The organism is Paracoccus litorisediminis, assembly GCF_009711205.1.
In the GTDB taxonomy this organism is placed as follows: Bacteria; Pseudomonadota; Alphaproteobacteria; order Rhodobacterales; family Rhodobacteraceae; genus Paracoccus; species Paracoccus litorisediminis.
The window spans coordinates 1-20,130 of the sequence record NZ_WMIG01000037.1 but is presented as its reverse complement, the minus strand read 5'-3'; the positions used below and the strand labels follow the sequence as shown (position 1 = coordinate 20,130).

Here is a 20,130-nt window from a genome sequence, read left to right as displayed (position 1 = left end):
CGGGTGCATCTTTTGGGTCGTGGGGTTCATGATCTTCTGCTCTTCGTTTTCGAGGCACAGGGCCGCAGGCAAGCCGGATCCGTACGCAGAAACTGCGGCTTTGCTCTTGAATCCATGGGAGAAGCAGGCGATTATGCCAATGTTCAAGTATTGGCGATGCAGGGGGTCTAGACCTGCGTTACCTGACAAATCCCCTCGTGCGGTCCCCGCGCGGGGGTTTTTATTTTTTCACGTTGATTTGGCGTTTTTCGATCAGTAGCGAATCCATTCCTCCGAAAAATTGCCCTGATGGTCGCGCCAGCGCAGCAGCAAGCCGCGCCAGAGCCGGACCGAGCCGAGCTCGACCAGAACAGCATTCCTGGGCATCCCGCTGGCCGAAAACACCCAGTCCGGGGCCTCCCGCATCCGGGTCTGGACCCAGGTGAAGGCGCCGCTTCCGTCATAACGGCCCAGGCGCGAGCGATCGCTGACTTCGGTGGTCCCGTCATGCCGGCGCTGACCATAAATGATGTGATAAATCTCGATGCCGTCACGCACCGCCACCACTTCCGGCGGCAGGATCTGTGGTCCGGATCCGGATGGACCGGAGAAAGGGCTTCCCATCGGGCAGCGCCAGAGTTGCAAAGGCGGCTCGATCGGCCAAGGCGTCACCCGACGGATCATCTCAGCCTTGGCCGCCATGCATTCGCTGGAAGCCGGAAAGCCCCCGGCGAGGCAAAGCAGGATGGCGCAGTCGATGGGATAGGCTTTGGCGGGGACAGTGCTCAGCGCAATTGCCGCCAGAGCCGCCGCAAGAGCCGTTGCGCGATGCGATATCAGTCTCTGTTGGGCAGGGTTCGACATATTTGCAATCCATGACTGACTTGCAAATATGTACAAAGCTACTTGAGCGAGATCAACCCAAGGTCAGATCAACTGCCGCGACAGTCGGCAGATCAGCCCGTGGATCGAAGGCCATACCGACCGGAAGTTCGAGAACGGAGAGCTCGCCGGTATTCCAGGAATAGAGCCAGACCTGACCATCCGAGCCGGCAAGTCCCTGGACCGGCTGGGCAATACGTCGCTGGTCGAGGTTTTTGGTGGCCATGGTGTAGGTCCCTTTCTTGCTGTCTAGGGACTTTTTGCCCCTGGCTGCCCGAAAAGAAAGCCCCAACCGTCATACTGGCGAATTGGGCTGGCTAATCAGCCAGATCAGGTCCTCTTCAACAGGGCGCAGCACGGCGACGGCACATTGCGGCAACCGAACTTCAGCTGGGCACTGAACAGCCGCCGCTTCACGGCAGAGACTATGATCCCATGGCCTCCCCGGTGAGTTCACGCGCTAGAACACTGACTGAGAGCAGCCCCAGATTGCGCAGAGCAAAAACCCATCGCGGCGTCCGCGTCCTCTATCTCGATAGGGGGCATGGATAGGATCATCATTCCAAAACGGGGGCAGGCCAGACAGCATTCTGTCCTCCCGCCCTCGCATCCTGCCGGAAATTCAGGCAGCGTGGATCTGCCCGACAGGGCAGGGAATTATTAAATTATCCACAGATCCACCCACAGAAAATGTGGATTCTTTAGGCTGCTATGCCCGATGATCCCGTCAGCTTTTGCGCTCATGGCCGGCGTTGCCCCCGCGAAATCAGCTAGATCAGATCCTCCTCGACGGCGCGCACCACGGTGGCGGTGACATTGCGGCAACCGAGCTTCTTTTGCGCACTGGACAGCCGCAGCTTCAGGGCGGAGACGCTGATCCCCAATGCATCACCCGCCTCCGCATGGGTGTGGCCGACGCGCATCTGGCGGAGCGCCTCAATCTCCTTGCCTGTCAACTCGACGGAGTTCTGGGAATAAAGATGGGCGAGGAGATTGAGCTTGCCGGCAAGGAGGTTCATCTCGGAATCGCTATATTCGCGATCCGGGCGGGCGGCCGACAGGCAGGAGCGACGCCGCCATCTTCGTCACAAAGGAGGCACCGTAACGCAGCCCGTATTTGCGGGCTTCCTCGAGAACACCGAACTCGTCTGGGATGGATATCTCCGACCACCTGGCGGCGTTCTCCTTGGCCTGCCCGACGATCCAGAGCCCGACCGGGTCATGACTGATGAAGATGTCCTGTTCCCAGCGCGTGACCCAGGCTTCGGGGAATCGGTTGATGGTGACATGCGGTTTGCCAAGCTTGAAGCCGAGACCGAGGAAAAACCCAGAAGGGGCAAGCGCTTCGAGCTCATGGAGCTGCTGATCATGGTCGGGAAGGACGGTTTCTAGCACGCGGGTGGCCTCGCTGTTCTTGTTCTTGTGCCGGCAAGTTATAGCCAATCAGCCTGTCTAAAAAGACAGGTAGGTGGCCTCTTGCGCGGGATCGGCTATGTTCTGCCGAAAGACGAATCTGAGCAGGAGACTTCATGAAGATGCGCAGCCCCACGGCCGCTCTGAGCGAAAACCCCCTTCGGGCCTCCGCCAAACTCGATGCCGGAATGGTGCAGATGCTGTCGATGATGGTCGATCATGCAGAACAACCGGTGACGCTCGAGCTGCGTGATTTCGGGATTTGGGCGGTCACTGAGGAAGGCGTCCGCATGTTCATCGGCTCCATGGAAAAACGCCCGGCGGAACGCGACACGCCTCGCGCCTCCTGAGAAAAGCCGCAGGACCAGAATCGCCGCCGGCATAGGGTGCAGCAGGACTTCGCAAGGAAGTCATAAATTTATCCCCGCAAACAGGCCAAGGCCGAAGCTTGCTTCGGCCTTGGAAGACATCTGCCCAGCGTTTAAACAAGCTCTCAGAGAAATGCTCGGCGCGTGTTAAATTTGCATGTTGACCGAGGTTTGCAAATTTGACACGCTGGCATTCGTAAGGTGCCGCGTGGCCATGCTATGGAGACGCGGGCCGTGATTGATCTGAGAAAAGAGCCCCCGAATGTGGTCACGGTCGACGGACTCAAACGGCTTCTGGAAGACGGTTGGCTACTCTGCATCTATTGCCATGAGGTGCCGGAGCTGCGCGGCCCGCATTACCATGGCATCTGGTATGTTTTGGCGATCGAGCCGAAAGAGCGATCGCGTTGGGCAGCCCTCATTACCCAGCGCACGCGGCGGACACGCCAAGCCTCCGCATCAGGATCTGCCCCCCAGGCCGATCTGGTTTTCCGGGAAATCCGCACCCTCAGTACGGTGTTCACCATGTGCAAGGAGCTGGGCTACACCATCCCGGCCGCGCCCATGGTGGCAGGACAGGCCGTCATTATCGACAGCAAAGCCGAGTAAACCCACCGTCGTCCTTTTTGCCCTACTGCCATTGGCGCTGTTGGGTGGCGCCCCGCCCGTTCAGGCCGATGTGATCCGCTTTGGTCGAACGGCATTGGTGACAGAGACCGGCACCGCGCCTTCAGTATTGCGCTATGACGCGGCGGGAAAGCGCCTCCTGCCCGCGCCGGCCAGGCGTGCCGATCCATTCTCCGAGACGGAGGACGAGGTGGTCCGCGCGGCCTTAAACACCGACGCAACATCGGCCCCTTCACGAACATCCTCGACACGCATGCCCGGGATCGATCAGGTGGCCGCGCGCTACCAGCATCACCCTGCCCTGCGCGCCGCCGATCTGTCGCCACAGGAATGGCAGGCGCTGTTTCGTGCCATGATCTGGCAGGAATCCCGTTTCAACCCGAAGGCACGCAGTCCCAAAGGCGCGCTTGGCCTCACCCAGCTGATGCCGGGCACCGCCGTCATGCTGGGGGTCGATGCCTCAGATCCGATGCAAAATCTCGATGGCGGTGCCCGCTATCTGCTCGCGCAACTGCAGGCATTTCGCAGCCCGATGCTGGCCCTGGCCGCCTATAATGCCGGACCAAAGGCCGTGCAAAAATACGGTGGCGTGCCGCCCTACGCTGAGACCCGAGACTATGTGATCCGGGTGCTTTCCGAACATCACCGACTCCTGCTCACGACCCAGTAGAAGGATCCATCCCATGCTCCCCACCCCTGCTCTCCGGCAACTTCGCCGGGCGATCCCGCTTGTCCTGTCGTTGCCGCTGGCAGGTCTTGCCTCTGCTGCATTCGCCCAGGCCAATCAGGGCATCGATTTCACCAAGGCCAATACGCTGGGCAATAATTGGACGACCTGGATCATGGGCAATCCGGTGGTCTGGTTCTTCTCCACCGCCTTTGTCATCGTCGGCATCATGGCGGCGCTCAATCGCGCGCCCTGGGCCTGGCTGCTCTACATCATCATCGGCGCCATCATTGCCATGCCGGCCTCGACGCTGGTCAGCAATCTCAACAGTTTCCTCTGAGCCATGGAACGCACCCCGGTCATTCTCGGGCTGACGCGTCAGGCGAAGCTCTGGGGTCTGCCGATGCCCTATATGCTGGCGGTGGCCGGGATCACCGTGCTGCCCTTCATGTGGACATCCCAGCACCCATTCCTGTCGCTCAGTTTCCTCGCCCTCGGGCCGGTCTGGTACGGGCTCGCCCGCATTGCCAGTGCCGCCAATCCCAATGGCGCCCAGGTGCTGCGGGTCATCCTGCAAAAGACCCCGCCGACCCTGAACCGCACCCGGAGAAAGGGCCGACGCTATGTCTAGGACAAGGCACAATCGAGCGGGTTCCAGAGCGCAGGCCCTGCTGCCGCGTGATCCGGGCTTCTTCACCCACCTGCCCTATCTCATCGAGTTGGATGACGAGATTGTCAGGACCCGACAGAACGGGCTGATGATCTCGCTCGAGATTGCCGGCCTCGACGGCATGACCGCCGCACCGCATGATATTCATGAATTGCGCCGTGCCCTGGCCGCGATGATCGACGGGCTCGACGAGCGTTTCAGCTTCTATATCCATCGCCTGCACCGCCAGTCCGTTCTCGGGCTCACCCCCATTCCTGGCGAGGGTTTCGCCGGTGATCTCGACCGCGCCTGGCGCAACCATCTCGAGGCGCAGGATCTCCATGATTTCGTGGTGGTGCTGACGGTGGTTTCGTCGCTGCCCGCGCCATTGCGCATCCCACTTTTCGGCAAGGCGGCAGCAAAGCTTCTGGAAGCGGATACCGACGCCCGCCAGCATGATCTGCGCGAGCTGGTCGAGGTGCTGGAAAACGGCTTGCCCCATGTCATCACTCGCCGCCTCAAGATCAGCGATGGCAGCCTGATCGGTTTTTACACCGCGATCAGCACCGGGCTTCTCGCCCCGGCCTGGCGCGGCGAGATGAGCCTGATTGCCGAGGATGCCGTAGCTTCGAGCGCCACCTTCTATCGTGACGAGATCATCTTCGACGAAGGTATTGGCGGGCCGCGCCACGCGGCAATGCTGGCGGTGAAGCGCTATAGCCAGGAAACCTGGCCGGGCATACTCGATGCGCTCGATTCCCCCCTCGATACGGTGATCTGCCACAGCTTTACCCCGATTGCTGCGGAAAAGATCGCCGGACGGGTGCGTCTGCGCGTCGAGCAAATGCGGGCCGCCGATGATCTCGCCACCACCATCCAGCAGCAGCTGATCGAGACCGCTGATGAGGTCGAAAGCGGCGGCAAGAGCGTCGGCCTGCATCAGCTGACCATTACCGTCTTCGCCGATAGCCGAGAGGCGCTCGACCACCGCATCTCGAAGATCAAGGGCATGGCCGAACGCGTCCGGGTGAAACTCACCCGCTGCACCCATAGTCTCGAGGCCAGCTTCTTTGCCAGCCATCCCGGCAATATGGATTACCAATGCTGGGGCATGACGGTCGCAACCACGACCTTCGCCGATATGGCCTCGCTGCATATGAGCGATGCCGGCAGTCCGGCCGAGGCTTTGCACTGGCGCACGCCGATCACCGTGTTTCAAAGCGTGTCCGGCGCGCCGCATCGCTTCAGCTTCCAGGGACCGGGGCGGCCGGAAGCCGAGCCGCCCTTGGGCCACACGCTGGTGCTCGGACCATCAGATTCCGGCAAGACCACCACGGTCGCCTTTCTTGCCGCCCAGGCCCTGCGGGTGCGGCCCCGGATCATCATTTTCGACAAGGATGAGGGACTGAAAAGTCTGGTGGCGGCTTTGGGCGGAGCCTATGCCCGGATCCGCGCCGGACAGCCCACTGGACTCAATCCGCTGCTGACCGAGACCGGCTCCCGCGGCGAGGCCTGGTTGATGGATTGGCTTTCGGCATTGATCGAGCGCCGCGGGACACTCTCGCCGATCCAATCAGCAGCACTCAAATCAGCTATACGCCGGATCGCCGCGGCACCCGAAGCACTGCGCAGCTTCCAACATTTCGAGAGCCTGGTCGGCGATGTCCAGGACGGGCGCGAGCTTGCCATGCGGGTCGCGGAATGGGGGCCCGAGGGGCGTTATAATTGGGTGTTCGGGGCAACGGATCAGCCGGTCGTCGATTTCCGGCGCAGCAATGTCGTCGGCCTCGACATGACCGAGATCCTCGAACACGCGAGCGAGCGCACGGCGATCCTGAGCTATATCTTCCGCCGGCTGGAGCTGATGTTCGAAGACCGGGTGCCGACGCTCCTGATCATCGATGAGGCCCATGCCGCGCTTGATGATGCCTTCTTCGCCGCGCGCATGCCGAAATGGGCGGTCACCATGCGCAAGCTCGCGGTGACCATGGTGCTGATGACGCAATTCCCGAGCCAGATCGAGGCCAGCAGGGCCAAGACCATTCTCGAGGGCCTGCCGCATCGGCTGATCTTCCCGAATGGCCAGGCCACCCCCAGCCAATATGACGGGCTCAACCTGACGGAAAACCAGCTCGGCTTTGTTCTCGAAGGCCAATATGGGCCACGACGCGCCCTGTGGAATGGCCCGACCGGCTCCACACTCCTCGATGTCGATCTTTCGCCCCTGGGCCCGCTTCTGACCGCCTTGAGCGGCGGCAAATCGGCCATGCGCGCCTTTGGCGAGGGTTTTGAGACCCGCCCGTTTTTCTGGAGGATGGATCATGCTTAGAGGCTTTCTGCTTGGATCATTGCTGCTTGGCCTTGCCGGCTGCGCCACTGAGGCACCAATCCGCAAGACCAATTGCTGGCCCGGCATGACGCTCCTCGAACACGCTGCTGGCGATTGCGAGTTCCGCGATGTGCCGGAGGTTTAGATCCATGGCAGTCGCGCTTTCCCTCACCGCCCTGCCCCTTGGCGCTGGCCCGGGCGCCCATGCTGCCGGTGTGCCCGCGGTGGATCTCAAGCAGATCGCCGGATGGTTGTTACAGAAACAGCAGGATCTGGCGCAGCGCGCCGCCGAGACCCAGGAAAACTCCCGCCGCGCGGCGCTTCTGAACGAGCAGGATGCCCAGCTCGCCGCGCTGGATCAGACCCTGCGTCTTCTGACCGGCACCAGCGCCTTCATCCCATATCTCGAAGACGGGAGTGAGCCGGGCGGCACCCCCTTCGCCGCCGATGCGGTCTATGCCGTGGAGGATGACAATCCCTACGCCGAGCGGCTCTTTGGCGATGCGCCGGCCACCATCGAGGGTATGATTGCCGAGACGGCAATGCGGTATAGCAACCATCCGGCTCTGGCCAAGGCCGGGATCAATGCGGTGGAGTTCCGCTGCTGGTTTCAAGGGTTGGTGAAGCAGGAATCGAATTTCAGCATCGGCGCGAAAAGCCCAAAAGCCGCCTTCGGCCTGACCCAGATCATTCCGGGCACCGCGCAGGGCCTCGGTATCTATCCGGCCTATTACGATGATCCGCGCCTGCAGCTCGATGGCGGCGCCCGTTATCTGTTGCAGCAATTGAGCAAGTTCGGCTCGATGGAGCTGGCGCTGGCCGCCTATAATGCCGGGCCCGGCGCGGTACAGAAGTACAATGGCATTCCGCCTTATGCCGAGACGCAAAACTACGTCCGCCGCATCCGGGCGCATTACCAACTCTATGCCGGACGGATCAGCGGCGCCGATGATCTCGCCACCCTCGATCCCAAGGACATGGTCATCGCCGAGAGCTCGAATATCGCCGATGCCGGATTGCATTACGCCAGCCGTTCGATGACCGGCATGCAGGCCGCGGCAACCCGGCTCCAGGCGATCACCGCCCGCATCGGGGCGACCGCCTCGGTCAAGGAGGCGATGGACCTCAATACCTATGCCCGGGCCGAAGTCACCCGCATGGCCGCGATCCTGACCCGGCTGCAGGCAACCCAGCGCAAGGTGGAGGCGGCGCGCCATGCCCTGCTTTTGCAGGCCTATGCCGAGGACGAGACCTATCTGCAAGTGAGGTTGGCGCCATGAGCTTTGGCAAGGCAATGCACCGCATTCTGGCCGCCTCCCTGCTGACCTTGCTGCCGGTCGCGATCACCGCCCAGGGCGTGCCGACGATCGATGTCACCAGCATTGTCCGGCTCCAGGAGATGATCTCCGAGGCAAAACTGCAGCTGAAGGAACAGGTGGCGCAGAATGTAAAGCTCGACGCCCAGACCCTGAAACTGATCGAACAGATTCAGCTCCTGCACAGCCAGATCGCGGCGCTGAAGGATGGTCTTTCTCTGGCCGAGCTCGGCTTTGACAAGGAGAGCTTCCTCAAGGAGATCATGCCCGGCTTCAGCGATCTGACCGCCTCGCTCGATGCCGCGAAATCCGGCAATTGGTCCTCTGTGCTCTCCGAGGGCAGCACGCTGGGCGGCGGCACGGTGTCCTCCCATGTCGACAAGGCATTCGCCTCGGCTGGCGTTGAACGCGCGAGGGTCGATCAGCTCGCCGAGAGCGAGGATGCGCCAGCCGCGCGGATCGGAACTGCGGCCAATGTGAATGCCTTCCTGTCGGTAGCGGCGGAATCCTCGTCGCAAGGCGCCCGCGACAGCCTGACCCGCATCGATGGTTTGGTTGGCAAGATCGAGGACACGGAAAACCTCAAACAGGCCATCGATCTCAATACCCGCGTCACCGCTGAACTGGGCATCGCGCTCGCCAATGTCTGGGCCATGCAGGCGGTCCAGACCGTGGGCATGGGCGAGGCCGGAATCATCGATGCCGCCACCGCCGCCGATGAAGAAAAATACCTGAGCATCAAACTGGAGAACTGAGCATGCGCCGTCCCATCATGATCGGAGGCGCTGCCCTCGCTTTGACCCTGACGGCCGTCATCGCCTTTCCCGCCTGGCGGGCAACGGGCGAGGCTTCGGCGCCGAGCAGCGAGACGCCCACAGAAAACCCCTTCGCCGTGCTGGATCGCGTGGCGGATGAGCCGACGCCGGAACGCGAGCTGAATGACCAGGCCGAGGGACTTGAGCAGGATTTTCTTCGCCTCTCACGGCAATCAGAGGCTTTGGATGTGCAAAACGCACTGACCGAGAACGTGCCATATAGCAGCTGCGAGCGGGTCCCCGATGTAACATCGGAGGCTTTCACCGGGCCGTCATTCGACGCCTATGCGCGAAGGATGATATACTCCTATGCGCAAATGCGCCGGGTTCTGGCAACGCGTGATTGCACCTGCGCTGGCAAGGTTGCGCCTTTCTCGGATGTCGCGCAGATCGAAAGCCAGGTGGCGGCCCGCGACGGTATTGCATGGAACCGTCGCGTGGTGGGCCGTGAATATATCACCCGTGCCAGAGGTCTGCGCGATCAAGTCGAGGCGATGTGCGGCGGTAAGTTCTGATGGGCACTGTCACGGATATTCTCGCAACCTTGGATGCCAGTGTGCATTCCACCGGCGAGCGCTTTTTTGAAAGCACCGCAGCCGCGGTCGGCCCGCTCTGGACCGTGCTCGTCACCCTGCTTCTGCTACTTATCGGCATGAACATGGCGCTCGGCATTTACCGGATGAGTGCGCGGGATTCCGTGCAAATCGCGACCCGAATCCTGCTCGTCTATATGTTCGCCTTTTCTTGGGCGAACTTCGGCAGCTTCTATGACGCGCTGACCTCGGCCAGCGGCAACCTGGCTCTTGGTTTCTTCAGCATTGCCGATGCTACTGGCGACATTAACGCCGCGATGGACGGATTTGCCAGTGACATGGGGGACTCGGCTGATGGGGTGATGAAGAGCATGGGCTCGATCACCCGTGGTGTCTTGGGTGCGCTATTCTTCCTCATCCTTGCTGTGCTGATGGCGGTCTATGTGCTGGTTGTCGGTTTTGCCAAGATCATGATCGCCTTCCTGCTCGGCGTGGCACCGCTGGCGATGATCTTCACCATCTTCAATCGCACCAAGCCGCTGTTCGAGGCCTGGCTCTCCTCCTTCGTTTCCTACCTGATGTATCCGATCGCGGCCTCGGCGGTGATATCCGCCGTAGTTGCCATGGCGGAGACTCAGTTTCGTGAGCAAGCGGATGTCCAAAACCTCGGTAGCATCCTTGGCTTCATGGTCGTGGTTTTTGTCGGGATCTTCGCCCTGATGAAAATCCCGGAAGCCGCCAATCACATTACCGGCCAGATGAACCTCGCTTCCATTGCCCCCGAAGCCATGCGCCTCGCCGGGTCCTCGCTGCAGCGACCAAGTCAGGTCGGGGCCAATGCCATGGGCGCCCATGGACTCGCCCATCCCAAGCAATATCTCGCCGGGCTGTCCGGCCTGCCCTCGGGCACTTCTGATGGCAAATCCACTCCGCATCAGCGCTCGGCCCGCGAGGCCGGCATGGCGCTGCGCCAGAAACTCGCGGCTCTCGACCTCATGCGCCGAAACTAGACGCGCCAGGTCCAGCCCCCCATCATCTCGGGAGAGATCCATGACAGACGCCTTGTCTGAAGAGAGAAAGCTGCTCGCCAGACAGCTCCTGATCGAGCCGACTCGCCGGGAAAAGCTGGCCTGGCTCGTGGCGGTTGGCGGCATGGCTTGCGGCATGCTTGGCCTTGCGACCACGCTGGCCCTGCTGCCGCTCAAACAGACCCAAGCCTATCTCACCATTGTCGATCGCGACACCGGCATCGCCAGTCGCGCCGTCGAAGTCGAACGCGCAACGATGGAACATGCCGATGCGGTCACGCAAAGCCTGCTCTACGGCTATGTGCTCGACCGCGAGACCTACGATCCAAATGACAACGAGGCCCGGATGTTGCGCACCTGGCGGCAATCGACCGGCGAGGCGCAGACCTCATTGCAGACCCTCTGGGACGGCAAAAACCCGAATTACCCGCCCACGCTTTATGGCGAGGCCGGACGGGTAAAGCTCGAAGTCCTTTCGATCAACCAGGTCAATGACAGCACGGCCCAGGTGCGTTTCGTGAAAACCCTGTCCCGACCGAACCAACCCGAGCGGCTGGGGAATTTCACCGCCACGGTCAGCTACCGTTTCCAGCCGACGCAGGAAAGTGCGCTCGAACTGGTCTGGCAGAACCCGTTCGGCTTCGTCGTCACCGGCTATCGCGTCAGCTCGGATTCTCTGGAGGCCCAGAAGGATGAATAGGTTTTTCCACAGCGCGGCGGCCCTGGTGTTTCTGACCGCCCTGCCCCTCACCGCTACGGCGGAAGTGCGACCGAAAGCCGGATCGCGCGATGCCCGGGTGACCTATGCCAGTTTCGTCGAGGGACAGGTCTATCATGTCTCGACCCGGATCCGGAACATCACCCTGATCGAGCTCGGCCAGGGCGAGGAGATCCGTTCGGTCGCAGCCGGTGATCTCGAGAGCTTCCAGATCGACAAGCTCGAGGGTGCCAATGTTTTCACCATCAAACCGGTGATCGAGGGGGCCTCGACCAATGTCACCGTCGAGACCAATCGCCGGTTTTATTTCCTGCAGGTCTCGGAAAGCCGGGCGGTGCCGAACTGGTCGGTGAAGTTCAATTCCCCCGGTGAAAGCCGCAACAGCCGCTCCACCCCAAACGTGCGTCCGCTGCCGACCGCACCACCGAAGAAAATGCGCTACGCAGTCTCGCAGGGCAGCTCGGGCGCGGATTTTGCCCCCATCGGGGTCTCGGACGATGGCCAGAAGACCTATTTCCAGATTCCGCCTGGTGCGCCGATGCCGTCGCTGTTTCGCGTTGACGGCAAGGGTCGCGAATATTCCGTCAACAGCAACACCAAGGGCGAGATCATCACCGCCTCGGCGCGCTCGGAGCGCTGGGTGCTGCGCTATGGCGACGACCATATCTGCGTCACCGGCCGGGAGGAGTGAGCCATGGCCGAGGAACAGGATGACAAGGTCGCGGCCCGACTGGCCCGGCTGAAAGCTCCGCCCCGAACAACACGCAATCTCCGGCCCTATTTGGGTCCAGCAGTAACGCTCGTCATCGGCACGGCCATAGGCGCTTGGGCAATGATGCCGCGCACTGAGAACAAGGCAGAAGTTGAGAGCCTGCCCACCTCCAGCGTCACCGAATTCCAGCAGGATCCCGGCCTCGCGGGCTTCACAGTGACGAGGTCGCAGCCCGAGGTTTTGCGACCCTCTGCCGAGAAGACTGCACCCGCACCGGCCGTGGCACCGGATCCGGCGCTCGAAGAATTGCGCGCGCGTCTCGCCGGTCTCGAGCTCGAAAACAAGGCGGCGGTAGAGCATCTTCAGGCCGAGTTGGAGGTTGAGAAAGCCAAGGCTGCCGAGCAGGAGCAGGCGCTCAGCGCGGCGGAAGCAGAACGCCGCCGGCTTGAGGAAGAATTGCTGAATGCCGCGCAACTGGGTCTGCCCGATCAGGCCGCCGCCGAAGCCGAAGCGCAGCGCCTTGCCGATCTCGAACGCCGCCGTCAGGAGGCCGCCGAGCAGCGTCAACGCCAGATCAATTCGCCGATGGTCGCCTTCCGCGCCGGCGGCAACGCAGCGGCACATGGCCAGGGTTCCGCCACCGGCATGGAGCCAGGAAGCGTTGGATCGACCAATGCCGGAGAGCCCGACTTCCTGCGCGCGGGGGCCGCACGTGCCGAGGTGACCAAGGCCGAGCACATTGCCCATCCCGGCCATACCATCGTCCAGGGCACGATGATCGAGGCGACGCTCGAGACCTCGGTGGAGACCAGCCTGCCCGGCAATGTCGTGGCCAATGTCAGCCAGGATGTGTGGTCGATGGATATGAGCCAGGTGCTGATTCCGCGCGGCGCCAAGCTCTATGGCCGCTATTCCAGCGAGATCACCCAAGGCCAGCGCCGGGTGATGATCGCCTGGGACCGCCTGATCCGCGCCGATGGCCTGACCGTCCGGCTGGAAGGCTATGGCAGCAATCGGGTCGGCCGTTCCGGCCTCAGCGGCAAGGTCAGAAACCATACAATCAGCCGCTTTGGCGCCGCCGCCATGGTCTCGGTGATCGGGGCGCTGCCCGGCATTCTTGAGGCCGCCGCCAGCGACGGCGATGATCGGGATGACGATTCCGCCCTTACGGAGCTCTATTCCGGCATCGGCCAAGGAGCCTCCACTGCGGTCAGCGGTGTGATGGCCGGTTATCTGAGCCGCCCGCCGACCATCACCCTCGATCAGGGTCAAGTGGTGATCGTGCGGGTGAACACCGATCTGGAGCTCTTCTGATGGCGGCTGGTTTTCTCGAACATTATCTGCAACCGCTCGCGCCGCTGATCGAGGATCCAGAGGCCATCGAGCTCTCGATCAATGCCGATGGTCGGGTCTGGATCGAGCGCAGCGGTAGCGCCCATATGGCAGAGGTCGTGGATCTGACCCTGGCCCCCGCTGCGGTCAGTGACCTCGCCTGCCAAATCGCCAATGAGGTGCGCCAGCCGCTGACCGAACAATTGCCGATGGTCTCGGCCACCGTCCGGTTTCGCGGCGTCACCTTGCGCGCCCAGGCTGTGCTGCCACCGGCATCGGCCCATGGCGCGGTGTTGGCCTTGCGCCTGTTCCGATCCCGCGGCCCGCGTGACGAGCCGAAGCGATTTACTTTCCTGCGGCCCCCGGAAACCTCATCCGAGGCCGCCAGGCGGGAGAAGATCCGATCCATTCGCGCGCTGATCCAAGCTGACGGGGATCCCGATGCCTTTCTGCGGGCAGCCGTCTCGGAGAAACTCAACATCCTAGTCTCCGGTGGCACCTCAACCGGCAAGACCGAACTTGCCCGTCGCTTGCAATGGATGATCCCGCCGGAAGAGCGTCTGGTCTTGATCGAAGACGCGCCGGAACTGATGCCGGGGCAGCCCAATCATGTCAGCCTGGTCGCCAGCCGCGATGACGCCTCGTCGCGCTCGCCCGAAAAGCTCTTGCAGGCGACGCTGCGCCTGCGCCCCGACCGGATCATCCTCGGCGAATTGCGCGGGCGCGAAGCCGTCACCTATCTCGGCGCGATCAATTCTGGCCATGGCGGTTCCTTCACCACGCTCCATGCCGAAACCGCCCGCAAGGCCTTTGACAAACTGGCGCTTCTCGTCCTGGAAACGGGTACCCGTCTGAGTTTTACCGAGGTGCTGCGCTATCTCTCCGGCTCGATCGATCTGGTGATCCAGGCCGGCCGTATCGGCCACAACCGCGGCATTCTGGAACTGTGGTTTCCGGGGCTCGATGACGATCACCGAGATGACGCATGACCAGCTGGGAATTCGCCGCCGATCATCCCGAACTTTCCGAGCCCGAGGCCGAGCGCCTGATCCGCGCCCATGGCCATGATCCGGAAGAGGTCCGCCAGGATCTCGCTGAGAAATTCACCGTGACCGCTGAGCTCTTCGCCTGGCTTGGCTATTGAGCGCCGGGCGGCCGTTTTTGCAACGGTCGCCTTCGCTTCACATTCACCGCATCCCCGCCTGAGGTGGAATAACATGACGCAGACCCGGCCAAACCTCTTGCAGCGACTTCGCGACTATCTGGCACCGGCGGCCAGCGAGCCTCTCCGGGCAGAAATCATCGCGCGTGCTGCCGAAGCAGCTGAGACCCGCCGTATGCTGGATAACGTCGCCGGGTCGATGCCGGCGATCATGATGCCAGGTCACCAGAGGGACGACGAGGCTTTACCTGCCGCCCGTTCGACAACTAGCGACATGCAGGGCCAGCTTTCCGATCCGTCTCGCCTGCATCTGCCCGGTGAGCGACCAAGCCTTGCGGCCGAGAGATTGATGCAGGCAGATGGGCCGCGCTCGCCGGTTGCGCCGGAAAAGCTCGCCGTCGAGATTCTCGAGAAACGAATGGCGCGGGCCGATTGGCATTACGCCTATGCCGATGATCCTGACACTCGCAGTTCGGGGCGCACCGAGATCGCTGCCCTGACCCGCGATGCCGGGCGGCTGGCCGCAGCGTCAGACGAGGCCGCCGCTCAGGTCTCGGAGATCTGGGACAGGATGATCCCACAGGACTATCGCATGACATTCGAAGGCTATGTCGGGCTGCGGCACCAGCCACCTGATCAGGCTGACCTCCACCGGGAGGAGCGAGACAAGCCCGGGGATCGCGAGAGATGAGCGTAGCACGATTGCTGATCATTCTACCGGTGGCTGCTGGTCTCGGTTTGATCCTCGGATTGATGGCTGGCGGGGTCTGGGTGCAATTGCAAAGCGGGGGCAATGCGCTGAATGGTGATATGTTTACCCTCATCCGGCAGTTTCCAGGTTGGCCGGAGATGTGGAAGGAGCCCTGGGCCTCGGGCTATCGCCTCGGTCTGATCGGCGCGGCATTGCTCACAGGTTTTGCGCTGATCATGTCATTTGGCCAAAAACTCACCGAATATGGCCAGGCGCATTTCCAGAGCAAGGCCGAGATCCGTCGCAATGGCCTCCTGCAGCCCGTTGGCCGCGGCCTGGTCTTCGGCAAACTCGGCAAACCGAAGACCAGCAAGGCGCTGATCGCGGCGGATTACGACAAATTCCCGCATTGCCTCGTCGTCGCCCCGACCCGGGCCGGCAAGGGTGTCGGCTATGCCATCCCGAACCTGCTGCTGTTTCCCGGCTCGATGGTGGTGCTCGACGTCAAGGGCGAGCTTTTTGAAGCGACCTCGCGCCATCGCCAGGCCCAGGGCGATGCGATCTTCTATTTCTCGCCCTTCGATTTTGATCATCCCTCGCATCGCTATAACCCGCTCGAGCGCGTCGCCCGCATCCGCCATGCCGATGAATGCTATACCGAGCTTGCCAAGATCGCGGATTACTTCCTCACCGTCTCGGACAAGGGCAGCGCCGGCGATTTTCTGACCGAGGGCCGCGATCTCTTCATTGCAGCAGGCCTCCTAGCCATCGAACGCGGTCGCCCGACCATCGGCGAGATCAGCCGCATTCTCTTCGGTCAGGGGGCCACTTCGAGCGCCTATGCCGCCCATGCCGAGGAGGTGAAACATGTCTCCGCCGCCCAGACCTTCCGCAAATTCGCCGGCTATTCCGACCGCACGCTCAGCTCGCATGCCTCGGTGCTGAGTGGGGCCGGGCTGTCGCTGTGGAACAACCCCGCCGTCGACCGCGCCACCAGCGGCAATGACTTTTCCTTCGCCGATCTGCGTCGCTTGCCGATGGCGGTCTATCTGGTGGTCAATGCCGATGCCATCAAGACATTGGCCCCACTGATCCGGCTGTTCTTCGGCGAGCTCATCGCCACGCTTCGCGCCAGCATGCCCGATCCGGTCCAGGAACCCTGGCCGGTGAAAATCATGCTCGATGAATTCGACCAGCTTGGGCCGATGCCGATTATTGTCCAATCCCTGAAACAGCTGGCCGGCCATGGCGGACGGGTCTCGATCATTACCCAATCGATCCCCGGTCTGGAATCGACGCCCTATTCCGAGAATGAACGCCTGGGCATCGAATCCGCGGCCGGCATCAAGCTCTATCTCGCCCCGAACGAGAAGAAGACCGCCGAAGAGGTCTCAGACGGTCTCGGCAAGACCACCAAGCTCGCAATCAGCGATAGTCTCTCACGCGATGGCTCGGGTTTGCTGCGCCGCTCGATTTCGCGGCGCAACGAAGAACGGCCATTGATGACCCCGGATGAGCTGAAAAAGCTCGATCGCGACAAGGTTATCCTGATCCCCGAGCGTCAGCATCCGATCATCGCCGAGCGCATCGTCTATTATGAAGATCCCTATTTTAAGGGGTTGATGGCGGCGCAGAAGGGATCCCTGCCCTATCCCTCGCGCGACGGCGAAGGCCTGCGGCGTTTGCGCGAAACCGTCGAGGACCTGACGCGGCGCATCGAGGGCCGTGGGCCGCTCACCTATCCGAGCGTCGAATCTGTTGGGGGCACAGCAGCGAGGCCGGATGGCGCGGCGGCGGCAACCGCCGTCCCACAAGCCCCAGCACCTGAACCAGGCGAAGTCGCAACGGCCCAAACCGTCCTGCAGGAGTTCCGTGAGGAGCACCCCACATTGGGTGCCGAGGAGATGCTGCGGGCGTTGAGGCCGCAGGAAGCTCGCGCCCTCGCGATCATGCAGGGGATCGAGGAAAAGCTGCTGCGGAAGATCGGCGGCTGATCCGGCGATGCGACGCATCCCCGAATTTTCATGGGAGGTGATCGCGCCGCTTGAGCCCATCGCGGCTGCATTCCGCTTTTGGCGCAATCCGGGGCGCGACCAATGTTCACACCCTGTCAAGACAATGCTGCCGCCATATTAGCGAAAGATTGGTCACGCATGGTATTACTTCGGCGCGCCTTATTCGCTGCGCACGTTTCTGCCCTTGTCGGGACGCCGAAATACTGGCGACGCGAGGGCGGGCAGGAACCCGCCCCGACGACTATACGGCAACTTCCCGTCAGATGAGCGCCAGATTGACGGCGCTATCCTTGCCGTTCCGGCCGCGTTCAACTTCAAAGGAGACTTTCTGCCCATCGGGCAGGCTACGAATACCGGCGCGCTCAACCGCAGAGATATGAACAAAGACGTCCGGGCCTCCCGCGTCGGATTGAATGAATCCGTACCCTTTGTCGTTATTGAACCACTTTACAACGCCCGTAGCCATGTTCGTATCCTGCTATTTTCGATAACACTGCCATTTCGTTCGCACAAAACAATCAGTGCGACAAACGGCTTTTCAACCTGATCGCCTCTGCGACGCCGCCCCCTGCGAGTGCTGTGGCGCGGTGGCAACGCCCGATGGTCGACTTGCTACTATAGACGGAGCGGACTGCACTGAGCCGGGGCGTCGGGCTGCACCAAAAAAATCTGCGGTTGCATTGGCCGCACCAGATACGACCTGACCGAAAGGCCATGACGTATCTCGCCGGGACGAGTGTTAAGGGAAAGGCAGAATTAATTGAGACTATCATGAAACACCTGACCCTTGCCGTCGTCCTCATCGCCTCGACCGTCACTGTGGCCGAGGCCCGGAATCCCACTCGCTGCTCCGACTACAGTACTTGGGAAGAAGCCCAAGCGGCGCTCAAACGCGGCGAATACTGGCTCGACCGCGACAACGACGGCATCGCTTGCGAATCTCTGCGCCACTGACGCGTTTCCCCGTTGCTGACCGCGATTGCCGTTAATGCTTCCGCGCCTGCGCGGTTGGACGAAGCCTTCTACATAAATCAATGTGGCACTTTGATCGCAGACATCCTGACGGGATCGCGAATGAGCGGAAATATTTACCGCGCCAGCGAAGGCTCGCGTCGAGTAACCTGCTGTCCATGAACTCAGTCCTGCCTAATGCACTCCTGGGTTTGATTGGGATCTACCTGCAACGCCCTACGTCCATCCGGCCCATTGCGGTCATCGGGTGCGCCCCCTGGTGCCGTACGCAGCTTCACCGAAACGGTCATTCATACAACAAGCAGTGTCCTGCCCCGTAAGACTGACCCGCCCAGCCGACCAGCGGGCGAAAATCCATTGCCTAGGTTACAGCTTGCGGGAAACGAAAAGGGTATCAAGGGGGCGTAGGCCTGTTTTCGGGAATGGAATGACTGCCTCCCGCGCCCGCGGAGCGATGTTGCATTCCGCGATCCTGAGACCCGGCTCGCCTAGCGGAAAGACGTGCCTATTGAACGCAAATCGGAGAAAGCTGGACGTCCGTTTCAAGATGGATTGCGCTGCGCCAGAGCGGGGTCTTGAAGACGTGGCAGACCCGGCTCCCGAGATCGCCTTCGCGTATCTCGCTGATCAGCCCCGCCCATGCGAGCGGTCTCAGGACACATGACGAAAACGCGCCCATCTCTCGCCAGCCTGCAGTGTGCCAGTCATGGGCCTCGCCATAGAAGGTTTCGAACAGCGCGGCTTCGGTCGTGCCGTGGTCCGCTTCCATGTTGATCACGTTCATCCAGATATCCCAGGTGCCGACAGGACGGTCGTCGAAGCGTGCGTAGGACGCGTGATCGATTTGCAGCACGAAGTATGGGATCAAGTCGGCAAACAGGCGGCCCGGGCTATCTACCAGCTCGGCCCCACGCTTGGTCATCCGAAACTCACCCTTGTAGTGACGCCCCAGCCGCAGCGAAATCAGGAGAAAATGCAGGAGCTCGAGCGGAGGAAACTCATATTCGTTGATGACCTTCTGGTGCCGGAACATCTCCTCGGCGGACTTCCCGGGCCAATCGAAATGCTCGACGGCCCAATGGACGAAGACGCGCTTGAAAGCCATGGTCTTGGTCAGGCCGATTGAGCCATGCTCTCGCGCGAACTGAAGTGTCAGGAGCGCGCCTCGCAGAAGCGGCGAATGCCAGAGGTCAGGATGGTCATCGGCGAGCGTGCGAAATTCGATCATGGCTGCATGCTGCCACAGAGCACTGAGCGAGACCATCCGTTCCGCGAGAAGGGAACAATCGCGACGGACACAAGATCCTGTCAGGCGTATCGCGCTGGATAGGTGCTCGGTCATTGACCCGGCCAGCGGCACGCGGCAGGTCCGGTTGGAGGAATGGGGAACGACATGAATCGATCTGAAGACATCCGCGCCAAGCTGGAGAAACGCGAACAGCTCTTTGCACGCGGAACTGGTGGCGTACTTCGAAAATACGGTCCATCATCAGATCGCTGACGCCCTGAGGTCCGACGGCGACGATGAGAGCATTTAGACGGGGCTGATCGGCGAATAGCCCCTCTTAGGCGGTAGTGCCACACTGCCGGTATAAAGCCGTCGTAGGCAATGCAGGGCATAATCGTTTCCCGGCCCAAAGCAGCCAGTTGGTACGTTACCGCCGCCGTGTCGCCTCTCCAGGTCAGTCACTCGGACCTACCGCAACGATCTGCAGAGCAGAGGCTGCCGGTGCAGGAGGAATGGGCCGTTTGCGAACGCTACAGCCCTCATTGCAAAAAGGCCGCCCCGAGGGGGCGGCCTTCGCTGTCTTGCGACGAGCGGATGATTACATCATGCCGCCCATGCCGCCCATGTCGGGCATGCCGCCGCCGGCCGCTTTGGGCTCGGGCTTTTCGGCGATCATGGCTTCGGTGGTGATCAG

The 20,130-nt window shown here is 61.8% G+C and carries 25 protein-coding genes; 19 read left to right on the top strand and 6 right to left on the bottom strand.

The annotated features are described in order from the left end of the window. Window positions 1–252: 252 nt before the first annotated feature. From GL300_RS25155 to GL300_RS25140, 4 genes are all read right to left on the bottom strand, one after another. Window positions 253–843 carry a hypothetical protein gene (locus GL300_RS25155; protein WP_155042423.1) on the bottom strand — a complete coding sequence of 197 codons (591 nt, stop codon included), beginning with the start codon at window positions 841–843 and terminating at the stop codon, window positions 253–255. A gap of 52 nt (window positions 844–895) precedes the next feature. Then, window positions 896–1,087: a hypothetical protein gene (locus GL300_RS25150; RefSeq protein WP_155042422.1), complete on the bottom strand. Its 192-nt coding sequence runs from the start codon at window positions 1,085–1,087 to the stop codon at window positions 896–898. 544 nt (window positions 1,088–1,631) lie between these two features. Then, window positions 1,632–1,880 carry a helix-turn-helix domain-containing protein gene (locus GL300_RS25145; protein ID WP_155042421.1) on the bottom strand — a complete coding sequence of 83 codons (249 nt, stop codon included), beginning with the start codon at window positions 1,878–1,880 and terminating at the stop codon, window positions 1,632–1,634. Between the two features lie 10 nt (window positions 1,881–1,890). Continuing rightward, a complete protein-coding gene (locus tag GL300_RS25140; RefSeq protein ID WP_170297810.1) occupies window positions 1,891–2,256 on the bottom strand; it encodes an autoinducer binding domain-containing protein in 366 nt (121 codons plus the stop codon). Window positions 2,257–2,390: 134 nt separating this feature from the next. Here GL300_RS25140 and GL300_RS25135 point away from each other — a divergent pair, with 134 nt between their 5' ends. The 18 genes from GL300_RS25135 (at window position 2,391) to GL300_RS25050 (ending at window position 17,215) form a co-directional block, all read left to right on the top strand. Further along, a complete protein-coding gene (locus GL300_RS25135) occupies window positions 2,391–2,624 on the top strand; it encodes a hypothetical protein (RefSeq protein WP_155042419.1) in 234 nt (77 codons plus the stop codon). 252 nt (window positions 2,625–2,876) lie between these two features. Further along, window positions 2,877–3,251 (top strand): hypothetical protein, encoded by a 375-nt coding sequence (locus tag GL300_RS25130; RefSeq protein ID WP_155042418.1) that lies wholly within the window; start codon window positions 2,877–2,879, stop codon window positions 3,249–3,251. A 97-nt stretch (window positions 3,252–3,348) separates the two neighbouring features. After that, entirely contained in the window at window positions 3,349–3,939 is a 591-nt protein-coding gene (locus GL300_RS25125) for a lytic transglycosylase domain-containing protein (protein WP_343043220.1), read from the top strand. Between the two features lie 13 nt (window positions 3,940–3,952). Further along, window positions 3,953–4,276 carry a TrbC/VirB2 family protein gene (locus GL300_RS25120; RefSeq protein ID WP_155042417.1) on the top strand — a complete coding sequence of 108 codons (324 nt, stop codon included), beginning with the start codon at window positions 3,953–3,955 and terminating at the stop codon, window positions 4,274–4,276. A gap of 3 nt (window positions 4,277–4,279) precedes the next feature. Continuing rightward, on the top strand, window positions 4,280–4,567 hold the full coding sequence (locus GL300_RS25115) for a VirB3 family type IV secretion system protein (RefSeq protein WP_155042416.1): 288 nt from the start codon (window positions 4,280–4,282) through the stop codon (window positions 4,565–4,567). After that, a complete protein-coding gene (locus GL300_RS25110; RefSeq protein WP_155042415.1) occupies window positions 4,560–6,914 on the top strand; it encodes a VirB4 family type IV secretion system protein in 2,355 nt (784 codons plus the stop codon). Before GL300_RS25115 ends, GL300_RS25110 begins: the two co-directional genes overlap by 8 nt. Continuing rightward, entirely contained in the window at window positions 6,907–7,059 is a 153-nt protein-coding gene (locus tag GL300_RS25105) for a hypothetical protein (protein ID WP_155042414.1), read from the top strand. The genes GL300_RS25110 and GL300_RS25105 overlap by 8 nt, the downstream gene beginning before the upstream one ends. Window positions 7,060–7,063: 4 nt before the next feature. Beyond that, window positions 7,064–8,194: a lytic transglycosylase domain-containing protein gene (locus GL300_RS25100; protein WP_170297809.1), complete on the top strand. Its 1,131-nt coding sequence runs from the start codon at window positions 7,064–7,066 to the stop codon at window positions 8,192–8,194. Continuing rightward, complete coding sequence (locus GL300_RS25095; RefSeq protein WP_155042412.1) at window positions 8,191–8,985, top strand: type IV secretion system protein; 795 nt, start codon at window positions 8,191–8,193, stop codon at window positions 8,983–8,985. Before GL300_RS25100 ends, GL300_RS25095 begins: the two co-directional genes overlap by 4 nt. 41 nt (window positions 8,986–9,026) lie before the next feature. After that, a complete protein-coding gene (locus tag GL300_RS25090) occupies window positions 9,027–9,560 on the top strand; it encodes a hypothetical protein (RefSeq protein ID WP_155042411.1) in 534 nt (177 codons plus the stop codon). Beyond that, window positions 9,560–10,588, top strand: a complete 1,029-nt coding sequence (locus GL300_RS25085; RefSeq protein WP_155042410.1) for a TrbL/VirB6 family protein — start codon at window positions 9,560–9,562, stop codon at window positions 10,586–10,588. Before GL300_RS25090 ends, GL300_RS25085 begins: the two co-directional genes overlap by 1 nt. A gap of 40 nt (window positions 10,589–10,628) precedes the next feature. After that, the gene (locus GL300_RS25080; protein WP_170297808.1) at window positions 10,629–11,306 is read left to right on the top strand and encodes a VirB8 family type IV secretion system protein; all 678 of its coding nucleotides are present in this window, start codon (window positions 10,629–10,631) and stop codon (window positions 11,304–11,306) included. Next, the gene (locus tag GL300_RS25075; RefSeq protein ID WP_155042408.1) at window positions 11,299–12,015 is read left to right on the top strand and encodes a TrbG/VirB9 family P-type conjugative transfer protein; all 717 of its coding nucleotides are present in this window, start codon (window positions 11,299–11,301) and stop codon (window positions 12,013–12,015) included. The genes GL300_RS25080 and GL300_RS25075 overlap by 8 nt, the downstream gene beginning before the upstream one ends. A gap of 3 nt (window positions 12,016–12,018) precedes the next feature. Next, on the top strand, window positions 12,019–13,350 hold the full coding sequence (locus GL300_RS25070; protein WP_155042407.1) for a TraB/TrbI/VirB10 family type IV secretion system protein: 1,332 nt from the start codon (window positions 12,019–12,021) through the stop codon (window positions 13,348–13,350). Continuing rightward, window positions 13,350–14,357 (top strand): ATPase, T2SS/T4P/T4SS family, encoded by a 1,008-nt coding sequence (locus tag GL300_RS25065; RefSeq protein ID WP_155042406.1) that lies wholly within the window; start codon window positions 13,350–13,352, stop codon window positions 14,355–14,357. The genes GL300_RS25070 and GL300_RS25065 overlap by 1 nt, the downstream gene beginning before the upstream one ends. Beyond that, complete coding sequence (locus tag GL300_RS25060; RefSeq protein WP_155042405.1) at window positions 14,354–14,512, top strand: hypothetical protein; 159 nt, start codon at window positions 14,354–14,356, stop codon at window positions 14,510–14,512. Before GL300_RS25065 ends, GL300_RS25060 begins: the two co-directional genes overlap by 4 nt. Before the next feature lie 73 nt (window positions 14,513–14,585). After that, the gene (locus GL300_RS25055) at window positions 14,586–15,221 is read left to right on the top strand and encodes a hypothetical protein (RefSeq protein ID WP_155042404.1); all 636 of its coding nucleotides are present in this window, start codon (window positions 14,586–14,588) and stop codon (window positions 15,219–15,221) included. Then, window positions 15,218–17,215, top strand: coding sequence for a type IV secretory system conjugative DNA transfer family protein (locus GL300_RS25050; protein WP_155042403.1), 1,998 nt, complete (start codon window positions 15,218–15,220; stop codon window positions 17,213–17,215). Before GL300_RS25055 ends, GL300_RS25050 begins: the two co-directional genes overlap by 4 nt. A 280-nt stretch (window positions 17,216–17,495) precedes the next feature. Here GL300_RS25050 and GL300_RS25045 read toward each other — a convergent pair whose 3' ends face one another. Next, complete coding sequence (locus GL300_RS25045; RefSeq protein WP_155042402.1) at window positions 17,496–17,702, bottom strand: cold-shock protein; 207 nt, start codon at window positions 17,700–17,702, stop codon at window positions 17,496–17,498. A gap of 305 nt (window positions 17,703–18,007) precedes the next feature. On the opposite strand from GL300_RS25045, the gene GL300_RS25040 reads away from it, so the two are divergent. Then, complete coding sequence (locus tag GL300_RS25040; RefSeq protein ID WP_155042401.1) at window positions 18,008–18,190, top strand: excalibur calcium-binding domain-containing protein; 183 nt, start codon at window positions 18,008–18,010, stop codon at window positions 18,188–18,190. Window positions 18,191–18,713: 523 nt separating this feature from the next. On the opposite strand, the gene GL300_RS25035 is transcribed toward GL300_RS25040, so the two are convergent. Next, window positions 18,714–19,436 carry a hypothetical protein gene (locus tag GL300_RS25035; RefSeq protein ID WP_155042400.1) on the bottom strand — a complete coding sequence of 241 codons (723 nt, stop codon included), beginning with the start codon at window positions 19,434–19,436 and terminating at the stop codon, window positions 18,714–18,716. Between the last annotated feature and the right edge of the window lie 694 nt (window positions 19,437–20,130).

Bases quoted from the DNA above. Each gene is read 5' to 3' on its own strand.
- GL300_RS25115 (WP_155042416.1), top strand. From the start codon at position 4,280: ATGGAACGCACCCCGGTCATTCTCGGGCTGACGCGTCAGGCGAAGCTC.
- GL300_RS25045 (WP_155042402.1), bottom strand. From the start codon at position 17,702: ATGGCTACGGGCGTTGTAAAGTGGTTCAATAACGACAAAGGGTACGGA.
- GL300_RS25075 (WP_155042408.1), top strand. From the start codon at position 11,299: ATGAATAGGTTTTTCCACAGCGCGGCGGCCCTGGTGTTTCTGACCGCC.
- GL300_RS25100 (WP_170297809.1), top strand. From the start codon at position 7,064: ATGGCAGTCGCGCTTTCCCTCACCGCCCTGCCCCTTGGCGCTGGCCCG.
- GL300_RS25050 (WP_155042403.1), top strand. From the start codon at position 15,218: ATGAGCGTAGCACGATTGCTGATCATTCTACCGGTGGCTGCTGGTCTC.
- GL300_RS25035 (WP_155042400.1), bottom strand. From the start codon at position 19,436: ATGATCGAATTTCGCACGCTCGCCGATGACCATCCTGACCTCTGGCAT.
- GL300_RS25110 (WP_155042415.1), top strand. From the start codon at position 4,560: ATGTCTAGGACAAGGCACAATCGAGCGGGTTCCAGAGCGCAGGCCCTG.
- GL300_RS25120 (WP_155042417.1), top strand. From the start codon at position 3,953: ATGCTCCCCACCCCTGCTCTCCGGCAACTTCGCCGGGCGATCCCGCTT.
- GL300_RS25080 (WP_170297808.1), top strand. From the start codon at position 10,629: ATGACAGACGCCTTGTCTGAAGAGAGAAAGCTGCTCGCCAGACAGCTC.
- GL300_RS25105 (WP_155042414.1), top strand. From the start codon at position 6,907: ATGCTTAGAGGCTTTCTGCTTGGATCATTGCTGCTTGGCCTTGCCGGC.
- GL300_RS25060 (WP_155042405.1), top strand. From the start codon at position 14,354: ATGACCAGCTGGGAATTCGCCGCCGATCATCCCGAACTTTCCGAGCCC.
- GL300_RS25150 (WP_155042422.1), bottom strand. From the start codon at position 1,087: ATGGCCACCAAAAACCTCGACCAGCGACGTATTGCCCAGCCGGTCCAG.
- GL300_RS25055 (WP_155042404.1), top strand. From the start codon at position 14,586: ATGACGCAGACCCGGCCAAACCTCTTGCAGCGACTTCGCGACTATCTG.
- GL300_RS25085 (WP_155042410.1), top strand. From the start codon at position 9,560: ATGGGCACTGTCACGGATATTCTCGCAACCTTGGATGCCAGTGTGCAT.
- GL300_RS25135 (WP_155042419.1), top strand. From the start codon at position 2,391: ATGAAGATGCGCAGCCCCACGGCCGCTCTGAGCGAAAACCCCCTTCGG.
- GL300_RS25040 (WP_155042401.1), top strand. From the start codon at position 18,008: ATGAAACACCTGACCCTTGCCGTCGTCCTCATCGCCTCGACCGTCACT.
- GL300_RS25070 (WP_155042407.1), top strand. From the start codon at position 12,019: ATGGCCGAGGAACAGGATGACAAGGTCGCGGCCCGACTGGCCCGGCTG.
- GL300_RS25145 (WP_155042421.1), bottom strand. From the start codon at position 1,880: ATGAACCTCCTTGCCGGCAAGCTCAATCTCCTCGCCCATCTTTATTCC.
- GL300_RS25095 (WP_155042412.1), top strand. From the start codon at position 8,191: ATGAGCTTTGGCAAGGCAATGCACCGCATTCTGGCCGCCTCCCTGCTG.
- GL300_RS25065 (WP_155042406.1), top strand. From the start codon at position 13,350: ATGGCGGCTGGTTTTCTCGAACATTATCTGCAACCGCTCGCGCCGCTG.
- GL300_RS25155 (WP_155042423.1), bottom strand. From the start codon at position 843: ATGTCGAACCCTGCCCAACAGAGACTGATATCGCATCGCGCAACGGCT.